Source organism: Streptomyces sp. H27-C3 (genome assembly GCF_030063415.1).
In the GTDB taxonomy this organism is placed as follows: Bacteria; Actinomycetota; Actinomycetes; order Streptomycetales; family Streptomycetaceae; genus Streptomyces.
In genome coordinates, this window is the sequence record NZ_JASITA010000060.1 from 1 (window position 1) to 22881 (window position 22881).

Below are 22881 nucleotides of genomic sequence, written 5' to 3' on the forward strand. Positions count from 1 at the left end.
GAGCTCGCCGGGCGCATGCACCCCATGCCCCAGATGCCTCCAGGCCGAGTGTCACCCGTCCCCCACGACCTGTCCCTCCATCCACTGCGCCAGATCCGCAGACTCCTGCGCCGGCGCACCCCGCGCCCCGCGCCGCTAGGGCGTCGATGATTGACATGATTGCGGCCAGATCTGCTTCGACTTCATCGATGGTGATCAGACGGCCTCGCGCCGCCCAGGTGGAACCGCACCGCCCCTGCGCGGAACCGCCCCCGGACCAAATGCTGATTCAGTCGCGTCGGATCAGCTCCGGGTTGATGCGCCGGCCGACCAGCGGCAGCGAACCCGCGGCCGCTGCGGCGACTACGGCCCCCGCAGCGATTACGAGCAGTGGGAGGCCGGAGATGTCCCAGAGCACCTCGCCGCCCCCGGTGATCAGGTAGCTGGACTCGGCGAGTTTGCCCGCAAGGAGTGCCAGGGCGAGGCCGATACTCAGTGGCAGTACGACCTGGGCGCATTGGACGGCCCGCATGGTCCTGGCACGGGCACCGATCAGAGTGATGGCGGTGACTTGTGCACGGCGTTCGACAGCGCGGTCGGTGACGGAGACCAGGAACGCCGCGACGCCGATGACCAGGCCCATGATCATGCCGAGGACCAACAAGGTCTGGATGACGATGATCTGTCGCAAGCCGTTGATGTTGATGCCGACAGGATCGATCTCGGCGGTCGGCGCGATTGCTCCGATGCCGTCCAGGACCTGGCGCACGGCATCGGGGTCGGAGCTGCTGGTGAGGACGAACTGCGCCGATTGCGGGCGGGCCTCGGCAGGCAGTGCCGCCGGGGGAACAAGAACCGACGCTGAGCCGACCGCCGAGGGCGCGTACGCCTTGTAAACGATCTCCGTGGAGGGGAGGGTGACGTTCAAGGCCGTGTTCTTCCCGCCCTCCCGTACTCGGTAGACGAAGGAGGCGCCCGGTGCTACGCCCGGGTCAGTGCTGGAATTGGGATCGGTCAGCCGCAGTACCTTGCCGTCCACGCAGCCCCGCGAATGCTCCACCAGTGCGGCCAGTTGGGCGCAGGTGGCGACCAGCGCGGTGGCCCGGGGCTGCACTTCCGCATCGGACTCGTTGGGGTCGGTCCACGAGTCCATGGTCAGGGCGTGTGCGCGTACGCCCGGTACCTCGCTGAGAGCGTGCTGCTGGCGCGGGGTGAGGCCGGACAGGGAAATGGCGTAGTCCTGCGCCGGGGCGTGTGGGCGGGTGACCTGTTTCAGCTCGATCAAAATGCCCTGGGCGAGGGAGGCGGCGTAAACCAGCAGTACAAGCCCGGTGACGACGCGCATGGTGCTGCCCGGCTCGATCTCGTTGCGGCGCATCGCCAGGTTGAGGGTGAGGGACTGCGTGGACCTCGCCACCTTGCGGGCGAGGGTGAACGAGATCAGGGGCAGGGTGAGCACCAACCCGATGCCGGTCAGCAGGACACCGGCCGGGACCAGCAGTGCGTTGATGCCGGTGTTCGAGGCGGGGTGTGTGGTGAGGCCCGTGGCGCAGTAACCGATCACAATGCCCAGGCCGGTGACCAGCAACAGGCCGCCCCACTTCGACGGAGGCTTGGGTACCGCGGTGCGCCGCACAGCCAGCGGATTGGCCGCTGCGTCTCGTGCGCTGGCTCGGCCGACGAACCAGGCGAGGGCCGGGCAGCCGAGTAGGCAGATGACGATGGTCGTCGTGGACAGGGCGCCGTCGCCCGGGTACCACTTGAGGCCGGGCAGCCCGGTGCGGGACATCACCTGGTTGAGGGCCCAGTACTCGCCGAGACCGAGGAGTGCGCCGAGCAGGGCGGCGACCACGGTCTCGGTGGCATTCACGCGCTGGGTGCCTTTGACGCTCAGCCCCAGCAGGCGCAGGGCCGCGAGGCGGCGCGTCCGGCTGGCGGCGGACAGGCGTGCGCAGACGGAGAGGAAGATGCCGAGCGGCAACAGGACGAGGGTGCCCAGGGCGAAGCGGAGATTGGTGAGGGTGGAGGGTTCGACGGCCGGGAAGGGTGCGTAGCCGTACCCGAAGCCTGTCAGTACGCGGGCCTCGTCGGCGATCTCCTTGTGTGTGGTGCCGATGTAGGCGTACAGCTCATCGGGGTGGGCGAGACCGGACGGGCCGATCACGCCCTTCTCACGGCCCGGCAGCAGCCCTCTGGCCGCGGGCTGGTCCCGCAGCAGGGCGCGCACGCGCGGAGATACCACCACCTCACCAGGGCCTGGGAGCTCGCTGAGCCCCGGCGGGGTGGCCTGCCGACCGGCGGTGCCCTTGGCGATGAACACGCGGGTGAAGGCTTTCGAGCCGTAGGGATCCGACCTCTGCAGCAGGAGAGTCGCGTCTGCCCGCCCGGCGGAGGCCGTGCGAGGTTCGCGGGCCGCGGCACGCCCGTCGTGCGCGTCGAGGATCGCGGGAATGGTCAGGACGAGGGCGAGGCAGCACACTCCGATGGAGCCGCCCGCCGCCATCAGGAAGAAACGTACGCGGTTGCCCCGACCGGAACCGAACAGCAGCCGCAGGCCCAGCAGGAACTCCTTCACGCTGCCCCCTGAGGAGAGAGAAGTCCGTCGGACATCGTGTAGTGGCTGTCCGCCTGGGCGGCGACGGCAGCGTCGTGCGTGACCAGAATGACGGCGGTGTCCTGCGAGCGGGCGAGGCCGAGGAATTCCTTCAGCACTGCTGCGGCGTTGGCGCTGTCCAAGGAACCGGTCGGCTCGTCCGCGAAGACCACGGCCGGGCGGTGGACCAGAGCGCGTGCGACGGCGACGCGCTGGCTCTGTCCACCCGATACCTGTGAGGGGCGGCGTTCACGCAGTTCTTTGAGGCCGAGCCGCTCAAGCACCTCTCCGGCTGCCGCGAGGGCGGGCCGCTTGCGCTGCCCGGCTAGGCGCAGAGGCAGGGCGGTGTTCTCCTCGATGGTCAACTCGGGGAGCAGTTCGCCGTACTGGAAGACAAAACCGAATCGTTCGCGGCGCAGCGTGCTGATCTCGTTGTCGGTCAGGCGGTCGAACAGCCGGCCGTCGAAGCGAATCTGTCCCCTGGTGGCGGGCAGCACACCGGCCAGGCAGTACAGCAGCGAGGATTTCCCCGATCCGCTCTGCCCGGTGATGGCTACGACCTCGCCGCGGGAAACCGAGAGGTGGGCATCGCTGACAGCCAACTGAGTGCCGTAGGAGAGGTCAACTCCCGTGGCGGAAAGTATTTCTGACGTACTGATGGCTTCCCCCAAGAAGCGAGCGGGCCCAGGTGGCGCGCACCTGGGCCCGGCCTTGCTGGTGTGCTGCCTACCGCCGGTAGTGCTTGGTCACGGAGCAGTTGTCGGGACGGAGCGAGCCCCGGTCGCGGCACACGCGTATGTAGCCGTCACGGGTGTAGCGGGCCGCGCCGTCGTAGCTCAGCTTGTTGAGGCCAACGGACTTGCGCTGCTTCCCGTTGTAGCGGCTCCAGCTGTAGCCCTCGACCTTGACCTGCACGTAGACGTTGTTCCCGTCGCCGTGGTTGGCGTCCTTGAGGTTGCCCTTCCACTGGAACGCCCCGTGGGTCTGACGGCCGGCGGGCAGGAACTTGTACTGCGCGGAGTTGAACTCCGCGCCGCCGGTCCTGAGCGTCGGAATGTTGTGCCATGAGGCTGCGAATGCGGTCCCCGCCCCGACGGCGAAGAGCCCAGCCGTGAGGATGCCTGTTGCCAACTTGCGCACTGTTTTTTCTCCCGTTTTTTCTTTTGTGAGCCCTGGTGGTCGTGTCAGGGCCAGCAGTGAAACTAACACGGGATAGGCAGCTTCAATGATCAACCAATTTACGTCCTGACAGTGCGTTCGCTGCCTCAACAACGCAAGCAGAAAGGAGCGTTGATCAGCTCGTCGTCATCCTTGGTCTCGTTACCAGATGCCGGCAGCCGCCGCAAGGTGTGGATGCCCACTGCCTGTAGCGGTCGATCTCGTGCCACCGTTTGTCCGAACCGCGCCCCGCAGCTCACACTGAGGGGCCCAGCGTTCCCTCGTTCACTTGTATCTCTCGGGCGACCTCGGCGATCGGGCGGGACTCCACGACCACCATCTTGACCGCCTCTTCCCGAAACTCAGGACTGAACTTCCTACGCAGCTGTGCCACGTGCTCTCTCCGCCGTTCTGGACTTCGATCCTATGGGGACCACTGTCCGAGAACTTCGGGGCGCCTCGGTCGGCGAGTGCTTCGACGACATCGGACAGGACTGCGACCACCTCGCTAAGAGGACGCTGGCCATGCTCCTTGAGGTGGTCGCGCAAGGACTTCTCGGCACGGGGCATCACCAGCACCCACTGGTCTTCGTGCTCGCCGCTGTCGATGACCGGCACGACGTTGCGGACGCCGTCCAGGTCGGTGAACAGCATCTCGCGCTCGGTGCCCGGCGCCTTGGGTACGAGCTTCACCGCCGCCTTCTCGCCATCGGTGTTCTCCGCATCGAACACGGCGCCGAAGCCGCCATCCCCGATGCGGACGCCGACGGCCCACTCCCTGCTCAGTGCCAGTCTCATGGTGCGCATTGTCCCCATCGTCAACTGCCGTCCCGTGAAAGCGTTTCGCCCCGCTTCTATCCTCCCAGGGACCACTGACAGTGGTGCATCCGTGTTGTCCCGCACCCTCTGAGCCGAGCCAGGAGCATGGACCAGCCTCCGGGATCTGTCGACCCGGAGGCTGCCTCGTCTCTGCTTCAGCCTTGTCCGCGCGGTATGAGGCTGAGGTGCACCGGTGGGCTGGGCGGCGCTTCGGACTGCGGGACGCGAAACCAGCCGTGGGCGTGCATAGTCTCGCTCTCCCAGACCTCGAACAGCTTCGGCAGCGCCCTCGGATCGCGGTCCGGGTCTCGGTACCAAAGGATGAACGCGCGGGCGGCGGGGCGACCGGCGTCGCAGGCCGGGCAGAGCTCCATCCACACGTCGGTCATCAACGGGCCGTGCCAGTGCAGCAGGACGTCGCCTGCGCAGCGGGAGCAGGGCCGGGCCGACTGCTTGTCTTCGTCTCGGACAGGGTGAAGCCGGGCGAGGTCTTCGTCGCCGACGTTGTTGAGGCTTCCGAGAGGTTGCCGATGCGGCAGAACGCGCCGTCGGGGCGCACCACGTAGTGAGGTGACCCCCGTGGTGTGGACACACCTGACAATGGATCTTGATGGTCCAGGAAGGTGTAGATCCACATGGCAAGGCCCTCGAAGTACAGTGCGGAGTTCCGGTCCGACGCGATCTCGTTGTGGCGGGCATCGGCGGGAAGGCGGACATTCAGAGACGTCGCGGCCGATCTGAATGTCAACCCCGAGACGCTGCGGACCTGGGTGCGTGACGCCGACGACGGTCCGGCCGCCTCCGGCGGGTCGCAGGACACCGAGGCCGAGCTGGCCCGGTTGCGGGCGGAGAACGCGCGGCTGGCCAAGGCGGAGAAGGAATGGCAGCTCGAGCGGGAGATCCTGCGACGGGCAGCCGCCTATTTTGCCCGGGAAATGATCCTGGTGGCTAATTCAGGCGACGAGGGAGAGATTTAGTCGGGCGAGGTGGCTGGTGCGGGTCTGGTCGAGGGGGTGGCCGTTCCACCAGGCGTCGAGACGGATCAGGTTCAACGCCACCGCGCTGTAGACGTGGTCGAGGTGAGTTTTCCGCAGACCGTGGTAGCGGGCACGGCGGACACCGGTCACGGTGGTGACCTGGTGGATGGTCCCTTCGACTCCGGCGCGCAACGCGTAGTCATGCTTCCACTCTTCGGTCTCCTGCCGGGCACGTGCACCCTTCAGCGCCTCGTGCGTCTCCTGTGGTTGCAGGGTGAGTTGACGGCGTCCGAGCTTCGAGGTGGTGCACTTGGACCGTAGTGGGCAGGAGCCGCAGACTGTAGGGGAGAAAACGACCACCGTCTTGGCGACGCCGCCTTGAAGGCAGGGACTCCAGGTGGTGCTCGTCTGCCCGGCCGGGCAGACGACCTCCCGGCCCTGCCAGTCAATGCGGAAGTCGTGGGTGGCGAACCCCTCCTTGGCCCTGCCCTGGCGGGTCTGGTCACTCAGCATCGGGGTGACCAGCACGACACCAAACCGCTTCAAGGAGCCCACGATCAGCTCGGCCGAAGCATATCCGCTGTCCAGGTAGTGCTCCCCGGGCAGCAGCCCGCGTCGCTGGAGGACCTGGTGGACGGTGTCGAGCATGGCGTTGTCGGCGACGGCGGCGTCCGTCGTCGTGACGTTCGTGACCAGGTTCGGCCGGGTGGGCCGGTGCGGCCCCGGACGCGCATCGCCGTTGTTGCCGCTCGCGGCCGGTTCAGTGGCCTGGCACGTCTCACTAATATGGATCTTGCAGCCGTTCCACAGGGTGTCACCCTTGACGCTGCGGCGGGCATCGGTGTCATACGGCGACGTCAGACGTCGTTGGCCGGGCGGGAGACCGTCCGCCTTCGCCTCCCGCCGCTTGACCACCTCCCGTCCGCCGCCCGACAACGTGCGGGTATAGCTCTGCACCAGCACGCACCGCAGAACCTGGACAGCCGGCAGGTCCCGTAGCCACGTTGGGGACGGGGGTGCGTGGACCGCGGCGAGCAGGGCGAAGCCGTCCTGGCCGTAGTCGACAGCGAGCCGGGCGCGTTTGACCTTGGACGCGGGCGCGTGCCAGCCGGGGACCCGGTCGCCGTAACGCCGAGTCCAGGAGGGCACGTCGATCACCTGTTCCACCCAGTGCGGAGCCGCACAGACCAGTGCCTCCAGGGCGGCGCGGACCGTCTCACCGGCCAGATCCAACTGGCTCAGATCCCGAACCGCCGAGATCACGTGGGTGGAGTCGGTACGCTGCTTGCCGCCGGCCCCCACCAGCCACTGCTCAACCAACCGGGCCAGCAGCAGATCCAGCACCTTCTCCTCCAGGCCGTGTGCGACCACCCGGGAGCGGAACTCCGAGAGCACGCTGTGGTCGACCCCGGATCCTGAAGATCGAGCCCGAGCGCGTACTTCCACGCCAGGTCCGTCCGTACCGCCTCGGCGGCCTGCCGATCGGTGAGGTTCTCCGCCTTCTGCAGCACCGTGACCAGCGCGAGCCGCCCTGGCGACCAACCCGGCTTGCCACGCTGCCCAAACGCTACCGAGAACTCACCGTCGGCGAACAGCTCACCGAACCGGTCACGGACCCTCACCGCGAGCGGAACCTCCCGCCGGCCCGCATACATCTCCCGGATCGCGGCAGCAATCTGCGGGTCCGGCTCCGGCCAGGGCTGCGGCTGCACCGACACCACGTCTCCATCCTGCAGGCAGACACCACAAGACTGCCGCAACCCCCAGAATCCACCCACGACATGACCCACACTCACCAATCAACTGAATTAGCCACCAGGATCGGAGAGATGAAGTGAAGACTGCCGCTTGGGACTTCGTCTCCGCCCACGCCGAGATGTTCGGCATCAAGCGGATATGCCGGGTACTGAAAGTCTCCCGCTCGGGCTACTACCGGTGGATCGCCGGCGCCCGGACGCGGGCCGTCCGGCAGGCCACCGAGGATGCCCTGGTCGGGGAAATCCGCGAGATCCATGCCGAACACCACGGGAACTATGGCGCGCTCCGAGTCCATGCCGAACTGCGCGGTTTCGGCCACATTGTCAACCGCAAGCGGGTGGCCAGGCTGATGCGCAAGCACCACATCGTCGGCCGTCACCTGCGGAAGAAGAAGCGCACCACGGTCCCGGACCGGCTCGCGCCGCCGGTGGCAGACCTGGTCCAGCGGGACTTCACCGCCGGTACGCTGGACGAGAAGTGGTGCGGCGACATCACATACGTACAGGTCGGAGCCGCGTGGCTCTACCTCGCCTGCGTCATCGACATCCGCTCGCGCCGGGTGCTCGGCTACTCGATGGCCCCGCACATGCGGGCCCGGCTCGTCATCGACGCGCTCCAGGCAGCGGTCGCAGCCCGCGGCGGTGACGTCACTGGGGTGATCTTCCACGCGGACCGCGGATCGCAATATACGTCGGCCGCGTTCGCGCAGGTCTGTGACCGGCACGGCATCCGCAGGAGCATGGGAAGGGTCGGCTCGAGCTATGACAACGCCCTGGCCGAGAGCTTCTGGCAGGGACTGAAGCGAGAAGCAATGCACGGGAAGCTGTTCGTGACGATGCGACAGGCCAGGCTGGAGATCTTCCAACGGCTCACCTACTACAACGCCCGCCGACGCCACAGCGCGCTCGACTACCTCTCTCCAATGGAGTTCGAACAGCAGCACCACAGGACAGCTAAACTCTCACTCGCAGCATGAACCCCTGTGTCCACACTCCGGGGGTCACCTCAGTTGCATCGGCGCCCCGTCGTACTGCCACTCCCGCAGCACACCCACGCCTTCGCTCAGCCCGTCGACTCCCGGATTGCCCAACACAATCGTCATACAACCGATTACACATCACCGCCCCGACAGTCCGCACCCTGTTCCGGCCGGCCGACAGTCACCCGCTGCGGCGTGGCGCACGCGGGCGTCGGCAGTTTCTGTCATTATCGTCCTTTCGGACAGACGGAGGCGTCCCGCTCCAGCCGTCCAGGTGGTCCCTGTCCACCCCTGCTCACGCTCCATCGGACGAGAGACGCGATGAGACTTCGTGCCGCACCCTTTCGGCGAGTCGCCTTCCTGCTGGCACTGGCAGCCGGGCTGGGAGCAGTTCAGGCCCCCGCCTCCACGGCGTACGGCCGCCCCGCACAGTGCGGGGCATCTGTGCCGTACCGGTCGGGCGACTCCGGCTACCACACCTTCCGCATTCCGGCCGCTGTGCGAACGCCCGACGGGGGGCTGCTCGCCTTCGCCGAGGGCCGGTGGAATTCCTCGGCGGACAACGGCGACATTGATCTGGTTCTGCGGCGCTCCCTGGACGGCGGATGCACCTGGCAGCCGCTCCAGTTGGTGGCGGACGCCGGGACCGACACCGTGGGCAACCCCGTGCCGGTAGTCGATCCCCGCACCGGTGATGTCGTGCTGGTGACCTGCCGAACGATCGGCGGTGCCACGCAGCGGCAGGTTACGTCGGGACGGGTCGCCGCGTCGGTCCGCCGGGTGTACGTCCAGCGCAGCACGGACGGCGGGAGGACCTGGTCGCCGCAACGCGACATCACCGCCACCGTCAAGGCCAGCGACTGGCGTTGGTACGCGGTCGGCCCCGGCCACGCGGTGGCTCTGCGGCACGCCAGTCACCGAGGCCGGTTGCTGGTGCCCGCGAACCACAGTTCGGGTACGACCGGGCGCAGCGGCGCGCACTCCCTGTCCAGCGACGACGGCGGGCACAGCTGGCACGTCGGGTATGTGAGCGGTTCGGTCAGTGGCCCGCTCGCCCTCAACGAGAGCACGCTGGCCGAGCTGCCCGGCGGCACGGTCTACATCAATGCCCGCGACCACGACGTGACCGCGGCCGGGACCCGCGCGGACGCCTACAGCGCCGATGGCGGGCTGACCCTGTCCGTCCCGTTCCGGCCTCAGCCGCAGCTGACAGGGCCCACGGTGCAGGGCAGCGTGCTGCAGGTGTCCGGTCTGCCATGGCGTGGCCCACTGCTGTTCTCCGGCCCCTCGGACCCGGACCGACGGCGCCGGATGCAGGTACGGGCGAGTGACGACGCCGGGAAATCGTGGCGGCCAGTATGGTCCGCGGCGCAGGACCCGGCCGGCTACTCGGACTTGGTGCGGACAGGGATCTCGGAGCTGGGTCTGCTGTACGAAACCGGGCCGAGAGGCTCCCACGACACGATCAGATTTACGCGGCTGCCCCTCGCGCTGGCTTCCAAGTGATCTGTCGCGCTCCTCACTTGCTCCCTGTACTCCTGGCGGGCTTGGGCGTCGGCGGCTTCGAGGCGAGGGTAACCGATCGCCTCCAGAAGAGGCTGCATGTGGTCGCGGCCGAAGCGGTAGAACACCGGGCCGGCCGGATCGTGCTTGCGCAGGATGCGTAGCCCGGTCGCGATGACCGGGATCTTCCCGTCGCAGAGGTGGCGGTCTCCGCGCTGCCACTCCCCCACCTTCAGGTGGCGGGGAGCTCTCGCAGACGCGGGGCGGTGCGGTGCGGTGCGGTTGAGGGTCACGGGCGCCGACGTGGTTGAACACCAGCAGCACAGGCGGGTGTGGCACGTCACCGTGCCAACCCGCGGGGACCGTCCAGCGGGTGCGCCACACATCGCCCGCATACCGCCGGTGTCCCGTATCTTCTTCCGGAAGAACCGGGCGTACTTCTCCAGCTTGTGGGCGATCCCCTCAGTGTTTCCGCGGCAGTTGTCAACCTCGATGAACAGCAGGGGCACTCGGCCTGCGGAGCGGTGAGCACGACGCCGGCCTGCGCGCCACCCCTGCCGGGCGACCAGCACTGGCCACAGCGCGAGATGCCGCTCCACCGAGGTGTAGTTTCCTCCACCAGCGTGCCGCAACGGCCCTGGACCGCCTGTCCGACTACGACGCCCGACGGGTACAGCCCCTCAGCGGTAGTACAGCCCAATAGACCGCCGAAAAGCGGTAAATACCGCATACCTCGAATGACGCTCCCCGCCGGCTGGCGGCCGGCTGGCGGCCGTGCGTGGGACACCAGGCGGCGTGAGGCGTATGCGAACCACCAGGCCGGCCCCTTGACACTGATCGCGGTCACCGCGAAGTAGAACCGCAGCAAGTCGGACAAGAACCCGGCACAGTGGCTCCCGCCGGCCGGGACGTATCACTGCCAGTACACCGTCGAGTCGGTCTCCACCAAGCGCCGCCAGGACCTCGCCGCCAAGTTCGAGCGCCAGGCACCTTGCGGCCTCGCAGAGAACTGCCGCACACGCCGTCAGGGACAGGAGCAGGACGAGACCAGGTGCGGGCAGGACCGCCAAGGGAACCATCTCCGCCGTCGCCCGGCCCGCCGCACGCACAGGGGCAGGGGCAGCGGCACCCAACCACCCCAGTAGCGGCGCGTACCGAACGGCATCGGCATCTGCATCCTGGGAACCGGGTAGCGGGGACCGGCCCCCGGGAACGCGTCCCGGGGGCCGGCTGCTGTGTTCGCCCTGGTGTCAGTTGGCGTTCACCAGGTCGTGCGGGGGCACGGTGACCGTGCGGGCACCCTCCGTGCCGCCCAGGATCACCTTGCGCAGCGCGCTGTTGTTGGTGAGGTTGGTTTCCTGGAGCCGCTTCTCGGGGTTGGCCAGCACCTGGATGTAGTAAGTGCCGTTGGCCAGCCCCGTGATGTCGAAGGACTGCCCGGGGAGGTCCTGGGTGTACGTGTCACCGGAGCCGACGTCCAACACCTCTCGTACGGAGATGGAGTTCTCCTGGCCGCACGCGGTGGAGAGATCGGTGTTGCCCGGGTGCCAGTTGGCGTTCTTCACCGTGTAGTCCACGGCGTCGGTGTTCGCCAGGCAGAACGCCTCCTTGCCACTGCGCACCTGCTCCTTCTTGTCTGCCTTCAGCAACCGGTAACTGGCGAAGTCGGTGAAGTGCCAGTGCTCGTGACCGGGGCGCGGGTCCCACTCCATGGTGCCGGTCGGGGTGTAACCGACCTGCTTGCCGTTGGCGTCGTAGAAGTACTGGTAGGCATCCATCAGTTCGGCGCCGGGCTTGCGGAAGCCGTCCACGACGAGCTGCGCGGGGCCCGCGTTCCACACGTTGGCGCTGAAGGCCAGGTAGTCCTTGCCGGGCACGTCCTGGCCGCCGTCGCTGATCTGGATGCCGTAGGCGGGCAGCGAGCGCAGGTCGGGCTTGGGCACGTCGGGCACGGACGCCTTGCCGGTCGGCCGCTTCGCGTTGGGCTGCACGGCAGGCGCCTTGCGGGAGCCGTCGGTCTGCCCGGGCGCGTCACCGTTCTGGGCCGCACGGAGACCGGCGGCCTTCTTCACCGCCCAGGGGAGGGCGGGCGGCGCGGGGGTGTGCGGACCGTGGCCTACGTTGTACGAGGGTCCGGCGCCGCTCGTCGCGGCTGCAGGCGCGGGTGAGCGCATCGCACCGTGACCTGCGTGCCCCGACATCTGGTGGGCGTTGTGATCCATGGTGGAGCGGGCGGGGGCTCCGGCGCCATCCTCCCAACTGCGTTCGCGCACGGTTACCTTGACCGTCTGCGGCTCGTCGGCGATGCCGAACAGATCGCGGTAGGTCTTGGTCACGGACACCGTCGCGGTGTACTTCCCAGCCGGCAGGGCGACGGGAGCGGCGTCGTAACCGGCGTAGGTGTTGGACGCCCAGCCATTCTCCACGCCCCAGACCGAACCGAGTGTGAACGGGTTCGGTGGGCAGCTCTCGGGATACTTCGACTTGGCCGGGGCGTCGGGACGGACGCGGCCGGAGGCGTTGTTGGGACAGAACGGCTCAGTCTTGCTGATCACCGTCGCGCCCACCGCGTCGGTGACTTTGATCTGGGCGAAGTCCGGCAGCCCGGAGAAGCCCTTCACCAGCCCCTCGGGGAGGGTCTTGACCGTCGTCCTGGCGCCGTCGCGGATGACTTGCTGGGCGACGACCGGGGCCTTGTAGGACTTGCGGGTCACTTTGAGTTCGAGCGGGCTGCCCTCGGCGGTGAGATACGTACCGAGGTCCAGGTAGACGCCCGGCTGCTCCTTCCACGAGTCGAGGGTGACCGAGGTGGAGGCGGCGATCAGGCTGAGCTTCGGCGTGGGCTGCGCCTTGTTGCCGTCGGGTGCGGCGGCAACGACACCTGCGACAACGGCGGTTGCGGCGCCGGCGGCGATCGCCGCGCGCCACATCCGGTTCAAGGGGGGTCTGGTCATCGTTCCTCGTCTTCCTAGTCTTCCCGGTCTTCCCGGTCTTTCGAACTGTCTCCTGCCTGCGAGAGGGGTTGAAGGCTCTGTGGGTTGGCTGTGAACCCATGAGGCGCCGGGGATTGGCCGAAAGCGACCTGCGGATGCTGGATCAGGACGCGTATCACCGAACTGGCTTTCAAAGAGCCTCAGTTGCTTTATTGTGACGCGCCGCAGATCACGGTTCTCGGTTCGCGCGTGTGGCGGGTACCAGGGCAGACGACCCTCAGGGCGTGGACGGGACTGTCCGCGTCGGACAGGTCAGCGCTACCGGCTCATGTCCGGTGACGCGTGCGACCCGCCGTGCCACGTCCTCAATCTGCTCGGCGAAGTGGCCACCGACGGGGGGCGAAGTGGTCCGTCGCTTCGGACCACTGGGAGGGGAGTCCTGTGGTCTGCGCCGGGCGGCACGGGCGGGGTGTCGACGTTGCCCTGGGGACGTCGTCGCGCGTTGTGACGCCCGCACCGCGGGCACGGAGACGGGCGCACGATCGGCGAGCAGCTTCCGACACCTGGCCCCAACCGGACCTCGTGTGCGGAGCCGGCTGCAAAATCCAGACGCGGTACCGGCTTCCCCCCGCCACCACGCGGGTCATGCACACGCGTGAACATTCGGGGTGTTCGGGGCACATCAGCGGCCCTCCTGGGATGAGCGGGCAACGATCACTGGGGCGCGCAGCGGCGCGCCCACCCCTACGCCACGCGAGAACCATGCGAGTGCGCACCGCGATCGCCGCGACCGTTCTGACCGCCACGGCCCTGTTCGCCCACACCGGCACCGCCCTCGCCGACGACGGCCCCGGCGCCAGCGCCCAGGGCGAGGTCACCAACTCCCCGGCGTACTGTCCGGCAACCTCGCACATGTCCCACTGGACGTTCCCGTCAACGCCTGCGGCATCACCCTGGATGTCGTCGGCGTACCCAACTCGGCCTCCGGGAACACCTGCTCCTAGTTGATCCCCACGCTCACGCAGGTCGGGCCCCCCCCCCCGGGGGGGGGGGGGCCCGACCTGCGCCCGAAGCACGAGTGTCCACTCCGCCGCGGGAACTTCACGCCAACTGGATATCCCCCCTCGTGGAGGAGGTGATCGGGTCGCCGTGGGCGAAGTCGCCTGGCGGGATGCCCGGGTGGTGACCCTCCCGTACGGGGGGTACGGCGGCCGCGGTGCCGAGTGCGAGCCGGGAGACGATCCGGTAGCGGTCACCCCGGTAGAGCGAGTGGACGTATTCCACCGGCCGGCCGGTCGTGTCCGAGGTCAGCCGCTCGAAGAGCAGCGCCGGGGAGAGTTCGGGGACATCCAGGAGTTTTGCCTCGGCCCGGGTGACGACCGTGGGTTCAATGGCCTGGACCGCTTCGTGGACATGCACCCCGTGCGTGTCCCGCAGATACTCGTAGAGATCGCCGCTCTCCAGTTCCTGGGTCGAGAGGCCGGGTACGAGTGCGGCCCTGATGTGCAGATGCTCTATCGCCATCGGCGCACCGTCGACCAGCCGCAGCCGTGCGACGTACACGATCTCCTCGGCGGGTGACATGCGCAGCTTGCGGCCCACGCGGGCCCCTGCCTGGAGCATGGTGAACTCCAGCAGCCGGCTCGACCATGCACCGGCGGCCTGCGGAACCTTCAGAGCGAGTTCCCCGGAGACCAGCTCCTGGATGATCTTTGCAGGGGCGACGAACATGCCGCGGCCGTGTTCGCGGACCAGGAGCCCCGCGGCCACCAGCTCGTCGATCGCGGCGCGCACGGTGGGCCTCGACACTTCGAGCAGAGTGCACAGGGTGCGCTCCGACGGGATGGCGTCTCCGGGGTTGCGCGATTCCATCAGCTCCAGAACGGCATCGCGGGCCCGTTCCCGTTTGAGCACTGCCCCTGGTACGTCGGCTTCCACACCCTCCCCCTCCTGACACTTCATTCTTTACCAGTCGACTGGCCAGTGCCTACACTTAAGGCACTGGTCAGGTGAAATGTAGCTGCCTTCACTGCGAGGCGATCGACGGCAGGTGTACATGATCACCAACATGCCTGTCTTACGTGGGGACTTGATGACCCTATTGGTCTATGCCACCTTCATCCACCACCAGGAGATGAGCTGACCAGTGGACTTCACTGGTCAGGTGTCCAGGTCCTGCTCTTTCTGAGGTGAACCGTGAAGTACCGTTTGCTTGCCGGTGGGTCCGCGCTTGTGATGGCCGCCGCACTCAGTGCCTGCAGTTCCTCGTCGGACGGCGCCGGTGAGACCGGTGGCGTGACGACGGTCGACGTCTGGCTGATGCGCGACAGCGTCTCGGCCGCGTTCCAGAAGGAGTTCGTCGAGGGCTTCGAGGCCCGGCACCCGAAGATCAAGGTCAAGATCCAGATCCAGGAGTGGGACGGGATCGGCCAAAAGATCACCGCCGCTCTGGCCAGCAATGACGCACTGGATGTGATCGAGACGGGCAACACGCACATCGCGCAGTACGCGGAGAGCGGCGGGCTGCTTGACCTCAGCGACAAGACGGACGAGCTGAACGGCAAGGACTGGCTGAAGGGCCTGGCCGAGCCGGGCGCGTACGAGGGGAAGTAGTTCGGCATTCCGTACTACGCGGCGAACAGGGTCGTCGTCTACCGCACCGACCTCTTCGAGAAGGCCGGGGTCGACGCAGCCGCGATCAAGACGCGCGAGCAGTGGATCGGCGCCACCAACAAGCTCAACAAGGACAACACGCAGGGCATCTATCTTCCCGGGCAGATGTGGTACGCGCTGGGCGGCTTCATCTGGGATGAGGGCGGCGACTTCGCCACCGAGTCCGACGGCAAGTGGAAGGGTGCGCTGGACACTCCCGAGGTCCTGCGCGGCATGGAGTTCTACGCGCAGCTCCAGGCGCTCGGCAAGGGACCCAAGGACTCCGGACGAGGCCGATCCGCCCCAGGCCGGTGTGATGGCGAAGGGACAGGTGGCCCAGGTCATCTCCACGCCGGGCGGGGCCAACGTAGTCATGGAGAAGAATCCCGGGCTCAAGGGCAAGCTCGGCTTCTTCCCCGTCCCGGGCAAGACCGCCGGCACGCCGGGCGCGGTGTTCACCGGCGGATCCGATCTGGTGATACCGACCGCGGCGGGCCACCCCGACGAGGCAGTGACGTTCATCAAGGAACTGACCGGTGACGCCTGGCAGAAGAAGCTCGCCGTGGCCATGAGCTACGTACCCAACCGGACCACCCTGGCCTCGGCCGTGGCCGACGACCCGGGCGCGCCTCCGCGATGGCGGTAGGTGCGGCGAACGGACACGCCACGCCCAACTCCCCCGGCTGGGCGGCGGTGGAGGCGGAGAACCCGATCAAGGACTACATGACCGCGGTGCTCACCGGCGGCGACGCCGCGAAGGAAGCGGCCAAAGCCTCACAGGACATCACCCGGGCCATGAACGCCGGTTCCTGACCGAGTCCCAGCCCCGTTCCCTCACCGAGAGGAGGCGTGCCGTGCCGGTCACTCGTGAGCGGCCCCCCCAGCACCGACCGGCACGACGCCCCGCCGGGCCGTCGTCGCGACGTCGGCCCGGACCGAGACACAACCTATGGCCGTACGCTCTGATCACACCCGCGATCGGCGGCATGCTCTACCTCCTCGTTTACCCACTGGGGCGGGCTGTACTGATCTCCCTGCAGGACTTCCGGCTGCGCCAGCTCATCAGCGGCGACGCGGAGTTCGTAGGGCTGCGGAACTACCGGACACTGCTGTCCGACCCGCGGTTCTGGGAGGTGGCGGGACGCACCTTCGTCTTCATGGCCATCAACGTCGTGCTGATCATGGCGATCTCCACCCTGGTCGCGCTGATGACCGAGCGGCTGGGCCGCGCCGGGCGCACGGGGGTTCTCTGTGCGCTCGTGCTCGCCTGGGCGATGCCCGTGGTCGCGGCCACGACGGTCTTCCAGTGGCTGTTCCACTCCGAGTTCGGCATCGTGAACTGGTCGCTGACATCGCTCGGCTTCGACTCGTTCGACCGCTACCCGTGGTTCGCGAACGGCACCGCCGCCTTCGCGATCCTGATCGTACTGGTCGTCTGGCAGTCCGTACCGTTCGCGGCGATCACCCTGTACTCGGCACTCACCACGGTCCCCACCGAGCTGTACGAGTCGGCTCGGCTGGACGGCGCGTCCGGCTCCCGCGTCTTCCGCTCGGTCACCTTCCCGATGCTCAGGCCGATCTTCATGCTGGTCTTCTCCCTCGAAGTGATCTGGACGTTCAAGGCGTTCGTCCAGATCTGGGTGATGACCCGCGGCGGGCCGGGTGACGCCACCACGATCCTGCCCGTGTACGCGGTCCAGACGGCGCTCTCCAGCCAGCGCTACGACCTGGGCTCCGCCGCTTCCATGGTCACCGTGGTCCTGATGTCCGGAGTGCTCGTCCTCTACTTCCGCCAAATGTTCCGTCAGGAGGACGAACCGCGATGACCCTGCTACGCCCTCGACTCCGCCGGATCCCGCTCAATGCCGGCGCCGTGGTGACCGTCGTGGTGTGCCTGTTCCCCGTGTACTGGATGATCACCACGGCCTTCAAACCGTCACAGGACATCCAGTCCGCCGACCCGCAACTCATCCCGTACACCTGGACACTCGATCACTTCCGCCGGGCCGTGCAGGCCGACGGCTTCGAGCAGTTCTGGCGCGACAGTATCCTGCCGACACTGACGCTGGTCTACTTCATGATCACGCTGCCGTTCACCATCGTGGTGCTCCGGGGCTTCATCGCGACCACTCCGCCCGAGCTGGAGGAAGCGGCGCAAGTCGACGGCTGCACGAAGACCGGTGGCCGGCAAGGTCGCCAAGGAGATCCCGGTGATCGCCAAGGCCATCGCGGGCGTCAGCCTGCTCCTCGGTATTGATCAGAAACTCAAAGGATTCCATTCGAGCGTTTAGCGGACGTGCGGGCCGTGGAAGTAGCCGCGGACGATGTGGGGGCCGGCATTGCCGACGGCAAGAACCTGCGGGTCTCGACCGTGAGTTGGGCCTGGTCTCTGGCCCGGTGGTGGCGGGGCAGGCTGCGTTCGAGGTCGGCGTTGACGAGTTCGTCAGGGCTCAGCTCGGGCGAGCACGAGGGCAGGAAGTGCGGTTCAACGCGGTCGGCGTGCTCGTCGAGCCAGGCCCTGACCGTCTCTGAGCGGTGTGCTGAGTGCCGGTGCACCACGAGGCGGATCTCGTGAGCGAAGCGGCCGGCCAGGCGAGTGAGGAAACGGCACATCACGCCTGCGTCAAAGCTCTCGGTGAACACTAGGAAGTGCATGCGGCCCTTCGTGCTGATCGCGGACAATCACGGACATCGCGTTCACCGAGAAGCGGTTGCCGGTGCGGCGCACGATCAGGGTCCGGCCCTTCTCGCCCCAGGTCCGGCCGGTGACCTGGTCCGAGCGGACGCCAACCCGGCGGCGAACAGCACCTCACCGCTGTCCGCCTTCGCCCGGATCGCCGGCCACGTCTCCTCGTGCCACCGGCGTACCGCTTCCGCCTCCTGCCCGGCCGCACGCCTGTCCGAGCGCTTAAACGACAGACCCCAGCGGCGCATGTACTTGCCCACCCCGGCCCGGTCATCCTCACCCGGTACAGCTTCGCGATCAGCGCGCCGACCTGGCCCCGCGTCCACACCTGCCCCACGAGCCCCAGGTCGCACGGCAGGTGATCGAGGACAGCCTGCCGCCCGGCCTGCCGCCCGGCCTCAGACAGCACCTGACGCTCCCCGACGCTACGTCCACGCGGCCGGGCCAGCAGCGCACCCCGGCCACCCGCCAGCCACTTCGCCACCGCTTCTCGACCGCCTTCAGCGACACACCGAACAGCGCGGCGACCTCCTCACGGTCCCGGCAGCCCACCAGCGCGGCCACCGCACGCAACCGCAGAGCCTCCTGCGCCGACGGCGACAGATGCCGCGCCTCCCCCACCAGATCATCCACACCCGGACAACGACCCAGAACCCCCGTTTCGGATCAATAGCTGAGTTCCGGCACGGAACATGAGAAGTCGCACACGGCCCATTCGGTGACCGGGACGTATCCGATGCATTGGTAGAGCGCGTTGCTGGTGAGGTTGACAGGGTCCGCGTAGAGCACGACATCCGTCGCGCCTGCGGCCAGCGCGGCCCTGCTCACCTCGACCGTCACGGCGCCCGCGTAGCCGCGTCCGCGTAGGTGGGCCGGGGTGTAGACGGGGTCCACCCGGACCATGTCGGCGACCATCGAGGTCGCGGCCGCCATGGAGACGGGAGTGCCGTCCGTGGTCTCCCAGAACGTGAAGTATCGGTCGGCGAAGCGCGAGCCGGCCCAGGAGCTGGCGTCCACGGCGGGGACTTCTCCGACGATGTCGACGAACTCACCGCACCAGCGCACGAGTTGCTCATGGTCATGCTCGCCCACGACTCGTCCCCGGCCCTCTGGGGGCGGCTCTGGCGGGGTGAGCGCGCCGAGACGGTACAGACGGATCCGCTTGCTGAGTGTCGGCGCTGCGCCTGTGTGCCGGTGCCACGCCTCGGCGAAAGCAGTGGCGGTGCCGTGGTCCGCGCTGACGTAGGGAAGGGAGTGCCCGAGAGCGGCCAGGTGCGCGGCGAGAGTATCGGCCTGCTCGGGAGTGAGGGGGGGGTGAGAGTCAGGCCGCGGGACGGGAAACGGTAAAAGCTGGCGAGGACCTCGCCCTCTCGCTCCAGTCGGCCGAATACAGGGGCTTCGGCGCCGCGCACGGCCGCCCTGTTCGTTCGCAGTTTCTCGATCACCGTCAGCGGCGTGTTGTGCAGGGCGGGCCGTGAGCGCAGGAAGTCTCCGGCTCGGGCGAGGAAGTCGTCAACGTCTTCGGTGAGGTGCCAGTCATCCAGTCGCATGCTTCATGATCCTTCATTCCTCATGCTGTAAGTGTGCTGTTCCGTCACCAACGGGACTTCTTGCGCCGGGTCGGTTCAGCAGCGTGGGCGGCGTGGTGAGTTGCGGCTTGGGCCGCCCAGTTTTCGGCTGAGGGCCGGCCGCAGGAGCCGAGCTCCATGCGCCGCCTGTCGCAGTGCGCCAGGAGGGCGGCCCACTCCTCCGGTGTGGGGCGCCCATCTCCGCCGCGACGTGGGCGATCGAGTGTGTGCGGCAGCGCTAGACCGGACGGCGCCTGCCCTCCGGGGCCGGAGGCGCATTGCGATGCGACGTGTTCGAGTTTCCTGGCTTCCGTCGCCGTCAGGGTCACCAAATGACGGGTCGCGAATCTGCCGCAGTGAGCGCGACAGCCTCTCTGACGGTGTCCAGCGCCGCTGTTCGATCCTGGTCGGTCATGCGGGCGGGCCCGTAAGTGATCACGGGGTCGAGGACCTGGAAGCCGACAAACTCCAGCATCCCGCGGTGGATATGGAACAGGAAGTCGTCCATCGAGCCGAAGGCGCCACCACGCTGGAACGACTCACTGGGCCCGCCAGTGGTGAACAGCAGCATCGCTCGCTTCCCGGCGAGCGCCGCGTCGCCGAAGATCCCGAAGTCCCCGCCGAAGACCCCGCCCGCCCATCACGAAGACCCGATCCACCCATCCCTTGAGGACGGCGGGCAGCGAGAACCACCACATCGGGAACGACAGCACGAGCAGATCAGCGGCGAGCAGCCGGTCAAGATGGGCCTTGACGGCCGCGTCGAGCGTCCCACTTTTGACCGCGCGCATCTGCTCGGCCTGCGGCTTGAAGTGGCCTTCCACCGGTGCGAACTCCTCGCGGGCCAGGGTTGCCAAGGGCCTTGAACACCTCGATCAGATCACCCGCACCCAATCCCGCCGTTTCAGCCATGAGCCACCTCTCTCGCCAGACACCCCGACACATCACCATATCCCGATATCTGATTCACAGCGGTCGGACCGACGGCCGCCCCGCCAACAGCGCTGTCTCCCGCAACAGCTGGTCGGGGCCCATGCGCGGGCCCTCAATTCCCCGGAAGCCCCCAGGGCAGAGATGGCGGCGCCCACGCCGGATCCCGGGACCAGGCCGCCCACCGGTCGGCGTCCGCGAACGGCCCAGCCCAGAGCATGGCCGGGACCTGGCGCCGCAACTGCGCGAACAGTGGTCATGCTGCGGAAACGAGACACAACAAGCACCCGGTCGAATGCGCCGCCGCGAAGTAACTCCCGGTGTTGCGTGCCACCGGATACGCGGAGCTCGTGCTGCCGGCCGTGTCCCGCGGCTGACGAGGGGCGGCGTGCCGGGCGCGCCACCGAACCGACCCCTACGACCAGGGGATCATGCATGACCGTCACATCACCCTCAAGGCGTCGTGGAGTTGGGACCGCACGGCTGATGTTCCCCGACGCACGCCACCGCATGATCATTCGTGTCGGATTCACGCGACCGGAAGGAACGACTTCATGCGTAGACGACGTCTCGCGCCCCTGTTGGCTGTCAGTGTCACGGCAGCGCTGGCTCCCGCGCTCGCCACCTCGCCGGCCGGCGCCGCCCAGGCCGACACCACTCAGGCGTCCGCCGTCTCATCCTCGTCCACCGCCGCGAGCGCCCTGGACCGGTACGCCAAGCAGAAGCCGAAGTGGCAGCGGTGCAAGGCCGACCAGCCGGCTGAGTACCAGTGCGCGACGATCAAAGTACAGCTGGACTACCGGGTTCCCGGCGGCAAGCGGCTCGACATGGCCATATCCCGGATCAAGAGCACATCTCCGGACAAGCGGCGCGGTGTCCTGCTCTCCAATCCCCGCAGCCCCGGCGAGAGGGGCTCGACTTGCCGCTGGAAATGAAGGGGTTGCTGCCCGAGTCCGCACGGCAGAAGCACGACCTCATCGGCTTCGACCCTCGCGCGGTGGGCCGGAGCACGCCAGTCACCTGTGCTCTGAAGCCGGAGGAGGAAACCTGGCTGCGGCCGTACAAGGCAGCCACGTTCGACAAGGACGTCGCCTGGGCGCGTGACGTCGCGCGCAAGTGCCGTGTGAAGTCGGGCGACACCCTCAAGCACGTCACCACACGCAACACGGCGCGTGACCTGGACCTGCTCCGGGCGATCCTCGGCGAGAAGAGGTTCTCGTGCCTTGGCCCGCGCCTATGTTGGAGGAGACATGACGATCGGTCAACGCACCATCACCAACCCGGCCGCCCTCCACGACCCGACACCGTTCGGCTACAGTCACGCCGTCTCGGCACCCAGCGAACTCGTCTTCATCGACGGCCAGTACGGCTCCGACCCCACCGGCGCTCCCGTGCCCGGTGATTTCGCTGCCCAAGTGGACCTGGCCTTCGACCGACTGGGGTCGGCACTGGAGGCGGTCGGCCTCGGATACGAGCAGGTGGTCCGCCTCGGCACCTTCATCGTCGACCACGACCTCGACAGGCTGGAGACCCTCGGCAAGGCGCTGCACGCCCGCTTCGGCGACCGGCTGCCGGCCCAGACACTGAGCGGCGTCACGTCCCTCGCGCTGCCCAGGATGCTGTTCGAGGTCGACGCGGTGGCTGTACAGCCTTAGCGGATCGCCCTCACGTGCAGCGGCAGCCCGTACTCCACGACACCCAGCTCGGCTGCCGTGCTCTGCCGCGTCCCGAACTCGAGTGGCTCCACTGGCCCTGCTACATACCAGGCGCAGGCCCAGCCGCGCACCCCTTTGGCGGCGCCGGCACAGCCGGTACTACAACGGCTGGTCGAACTCGCCGCCGCGCGCGTGCTGCTCGCGGACCAGGTCGCTGCGGCCAAGTACGGGACCGACTCGCCGATCGACGATCCCTCTCGGGAACAGCAGGTGCTGGACGCCATGGCCCAGGAGGCACGCGGCCTGGAGCTGGATCCGGCAGAGGCGACGACAGTCTTCAAGGACCAGATCGAAGCGAACAAGCTGGTCCAGCGGCAGCTCTTTCGCGCTTGGGACCGCGGTACCGCCCGGCCCCCCGCGTACCGGCCGACGCTCGCCGAGATCCGGCCGTTGATCGACAGCGTCAACCACCGGCTGCTCAAGGAGCTGTCCGCCACAGATGCGGTGCGCAACACAGCCCGCTGCGCGGTCCGGCTCGCCACGGCCGAACAGACCGTGGCCAGGCAGCTGCAGTTGAGCCCCCTGCACGAGACCGGGTTGCTCAGGGCGCTGCCTTCAGTGTGCCGGGCACGCTGAAGGCAGCACATCGTCGCTGAGGGCAATGAGGTCGAGACCCGGAAGCGGAAGCTGC

Annotated in this window: 20 protein-coding genes and 8 pseudogenes; 12 read left to right on the plus strand and 16 right to left on the minus strand. The window is 67.8% G+C overall.

Going from position 1 to position 22881, the window contains the following annotated elements; all coding sequences use genetic code 11:
* Positions 1-268: 268 nt before the first annotated feature.
* From QMK30_RS35380 to QMK30_RS38975, 4 genes are all read right to left on the minus strand, one after another.
* Entirely contained in the window at positions 269-2554 is a 2286-nt protein-coding gene (locus QMK30_RS35380) for an FtsX-like permease family protein (RefSeq protein WP_283522458.1), read from the minus strand.
* Positions 2551-3174, minus strand: coding sequence for an ABC transporter ATP-binding protein (locus QMK30_RS35385; RefSeq protein ID WP_283522459.1), 624 nt, complete (start codon positions 3172-3174; stop codon positions 2551-2553). The genes QMK30_RS35380 and QMK30_RS35385 overlap by 4 nt, the downstream gene beginning before the upstream one ends.
* 124 nt (positions 3175-3298) lie before the next feature.
* Positions 3299-3712, minus strand: a complete 414-nt coding sequence (locus tag QMK30_RS35390; protein WP_283522460.1) for a hypothetical protein — start codon at positions 3710-3712, stop codon at positions 3299-3301.
* A gap of 274 nt (positions 3713-3986) precedes the next feature.
* Positions 3987-4070 carry a hypothetical protein gene (locus QMK30_RS38975; RefSeq protein WP_502963287.1) on the minus strand — a complete coding sequence of 28 codons (84 nt, stop codon included), beginning with the start codon at positions 4068-4070 and terminating at the stop codon, positions 3987-3989.
* A gap of 185 nt (positions 4071-4255) precedes the next feature.
* Between QMK30_RS38975 and QMK30_RS38980 the strand changes: the two genes are divergently transcribed.
* Positions 4256-4606, plus strand: coding sequence for a hypothetical protein (locus QMK30_RS38980; RefSeq protein WP_502963286.1), 351 nt, complete (start codon positions 4256-4258; stop codon positions 4604-4606).
* Positions 4607-4704: 98 nt separating this feature from the next.
* Here the strand turns inward: QMK30_RS38980 and QMK30_RS38985 are convergent, their stop codons facing one another.
* Entirely contained in the window at positions 4705-4962 is a 258-nt protein-coding gene (locus QMK30_RS38985) for a DUF6300 family protein (protein ID WP_502963288.1), read from the minus strand.
* On the opposite strand from QMK30_RS38985, the gene QMK30_RS35400 reads away from it, so the two are divergent.
* The gene (locus QMK30_RS35400) at positions 4948-5115 is read left to right on the plus strand and encodes a hypothetical protein (protein WP_283522462.1); all 168 of its coding nucleotides are present in this window, start codon (positions 4948-4950) and stop codon (positions 5113-5115) included. The two genes, QMK30_RS38985 and QMK30_RS35400, sit on opposite strands and share 15 nt — an antisense overlap.
* Positions 5116-5184: 69 nt before the next feature.
* A pseudogene (locus tag QMK30_RS35405) lies at positions 5185-5489 on the plus strand (transposase); the annotation flags it as partial.
* Positions 5490-5502: 13 nt separating this feature from the next.
* Here QMK30_RS35405 and QMK30_RS35410 read toward each other — a convergent pair.
* Positions 5503-6921 (minus strand): transposase, encoded by a 1419-nt coding sequence (locus QMK30_RS35410; protein WP_283522463.1) that lies wholly within the window; start codon positions 6919-6921, stop codon positions 5503-5505.
* Positions 6922-6995: 74 nt separating this feature from the next.
* Positions 6996-7181 (minus strand): annotated as a pseudogene (locus QMK30_RS38990) (IS1182 family transposase); the annotation flags it as partial.
* Positions 7182-7357: 176 nt separating this feature from the next.
* On the opposite strand from QMK30_RS38990, the pseudogene QMK30_RS35420 reads away from it, so the two are divergent.
* Positions 7358-8260 (plus strand): annotated as a pseudogene (locus QMK30_RS35420) (IS3 family transposase); the annotation flags it as partial.
* Positions 8261-8290: 30 nt separating this feature from the next.
* On the opposite strand, the pseudogene QMK30_RS35425 reads toward QMK30_RS35420, so the two are convergent.
* Positions 8291-8386 (minus strand): annotated as a pseudogene (locus tag QMK30_RS35425) (GNAT family N-acetyltransferase); the annotation flags it as partial.
* Positions 8387-8584: 198 nt separating this feature from the next.
* Here QMK30_RS35425 and QMK30_RS35430 point away from each other — a divergent pair.
* Positions 8585-9769, plus strand: coding sequence for a sialidase family protein (locus tag QMK30_RS35430; RefSeq protein WP_283522464.1), 1185 nt, complete (start codon positions 8585-8587; stop codon positions 9767-9769).
* A 1247-nt stretch (positions 9770-11016) separates the two neighbouring features.
* Here QMK30_RS35430 and QMK30_RS35435 read toward each other — a convergent pair.
* Positions 11017-12720, minus strand: coding sequence for a lysyl oxidase family protein (locus QMK30_RS35435; protein ID WP_283522465.1), 1704 nt, complete (start codon positions 12718-12720; stop codon positions 11017-11019).
* A 647-nt stretch (positions 12721-13367) separates the two neighbouring features.
* Between QMK30_RS35435 and QMK30_RS35440 the strand changes: the two genes are divergently transcribed.
* The gene (locus QMK30_RS35440) at positions 13368-13703 is read left to right on the plus strand and encodes a chaplin (protein WP_283522466.1); all 336 of its coding nucleotides are present in this window, start codon (positions 13368-13370) and stop codon (positions 13701-13703) included.
* A gap of 97 nt (positions 13704-13800) precedes the next feature.
* Here the strand turns inward: QMK30_RS35440 and QMK30_RS35445 are convergent, their stop codons facing one another.
* The gene (locus QMK30_RS35445) at positions 13801-14637 is read right to left on the minus strand and encodes a GntR family transcriptional regulator (protein ID WP_283522467.1); all 837 of its coding nucleotides are present in this window, start codon (positions 14635-14637) and stop codon (positions 13801-13803) included.
* Between the two features lie 258 nt (positions 14638-14895).
* Between QMK30_RS35445 and QMK30_RS35450 the strand changes: the two are divergent.
* From QMK30_RS35450 to QMK30_RS35460, 3 genes and pseudogenes are all read left to right on the plus strand, one after another.
* A pseudogene (locus tag QMK30_RS35450) lies at positions 14896-16164 on the plus strand (extracellular solute-binding protein).
* A 41-nt stretch (positions 16165-16205) separates the two neighbouring features.
* Positions 16206-17177, plus strand: coding sequence for a carbohydrate ABC transporter permease (locus tag QMK30_RS35455; RefSeq protein ID WP_283522468.1), 972 nt, complete (start codon positions 16206-16208; stop codon positions 17175-17177).
* Positions 17174-17533, plus strand: a pseudogene (locus tag QMK30_RS35460) (ABC transporter permease subunit); the annotation flags it as partial. The gene QMK30_RS35455 and the pseudogene QMK30_RS35460, both read left to right, overlap by 4 nt.
* A gap of 83 nt (positions 17534-17616) precedes the next feature.
* Here the strand turns inward: QMK30_RS35460 and QMK30_RS35465 are convergent.
* The 6 genes and pseudogenes from QMK30_RS35465 to QMK30_RS35490 form a co-directional block, all read right to left on the minus strand.
* Positions 17617-17994: a transposase gene (locus QMK30_RS35465; RefSeq protein ID WP_283522469.1), complete on the minus strand. Its 378-nt coding sequence runs from the start codon at positions 17992-17994 to the stop codon at positions 17617-17619.
* An 87-nt stretch (positions 17995-18081) separates the two neighbouring features.
* Complete coding sequence (locus QMK30_RS35470; RefSeq protein WP_283522483.1) at positions 18082-18285, minus strand: helix-turn-helix domain-containing protein; 204 nt, start codon at positions 18283-18285, stop codon at positions 18082-18084.
* A gap of 49 nt (positions 18286-18334) precedes the next feature.
* Complete coding sequence (locus tag QMK30_RS35475) at positions 18335-18670, minus strand: hypothetical protein (RefSeq protein WP_283522470.1); 336 nt, start codon at positions 18668-18670, stop codon at positions 18335-18337.
* 33 nt (positions 18671-18703) lie between these two features.
* Positions 18704-19587 (minus strand): annotated as a pseudogene (locus QMK30_RS35480) (GNAT family N-acetyltransferase).
* 343 nt (positions 19588-19930) lie between these two features.
* Positions 19931-20176: an NAD(P)H-dependent oxidoreductase gene (locus QMK30_RS35485; protein ID WP_283522471.1), complete on the minus strand. Its 246-nt coding sequence runs from the start codon at positions 20174-20176 to the stop codon at positions 19931-19933.
* Positions 20145-20462 (minus strand): NAD(P)H-dependent oxidoreductase, encoded by a 318-nt coding sequence (locus tag QMK30_RS35490; RefSeq protein ID WP_283522472.1) that lies wholly within the window; start codon positions 20460-20462, stop codon positions 20145-20147. The genes QMK30_RS35485 and QMK30_RS35490 overlap by 32 nt, the downstream gene beginning before the upstream one ends.
* 627 nt (positions 20463-21089) lie before the next feature.
* On the opposite strand from QMK30_RS35490, the pseudogene QMK30_RS35495 reads away from it, so the two are divergent.
* From QMK30_RS35495 to QMK30_RS35505, 3 genes and pseudogenes are all read left to right on the plus strand, one after another.
* Positions 21090-21763 (plus strand): annotated as a pseudogene (locus QMK30_RS35495) (alpha/beta hydrolase); the annotation flags it as partial.
* A 22-nt stretch (positions 21764-21785) separates the two neighbouring features.
* Entirely contained in the window at positions 21786-22190 is a 405-nt protein-coding gene (locus tag QMK30_RS35500) for a RidA family protein (protein ID WP_283522473.1), read from the plus strand.
* 57 nt (positions 22191-22247) lie between these two features.
* The gene (locus QMK30_RS35505; protein ID WP_283522474.1) at positions 22248-22826 is read left to right on the plus strand and encodes a chorismate mutase; all 579 of its coding nucleotides are present in this window, start codon (positions 22248-22250) and stop codon (positions 22824-22826) included.
* Positions 22827-22881 lie beyond the last annotated feature (55 nt).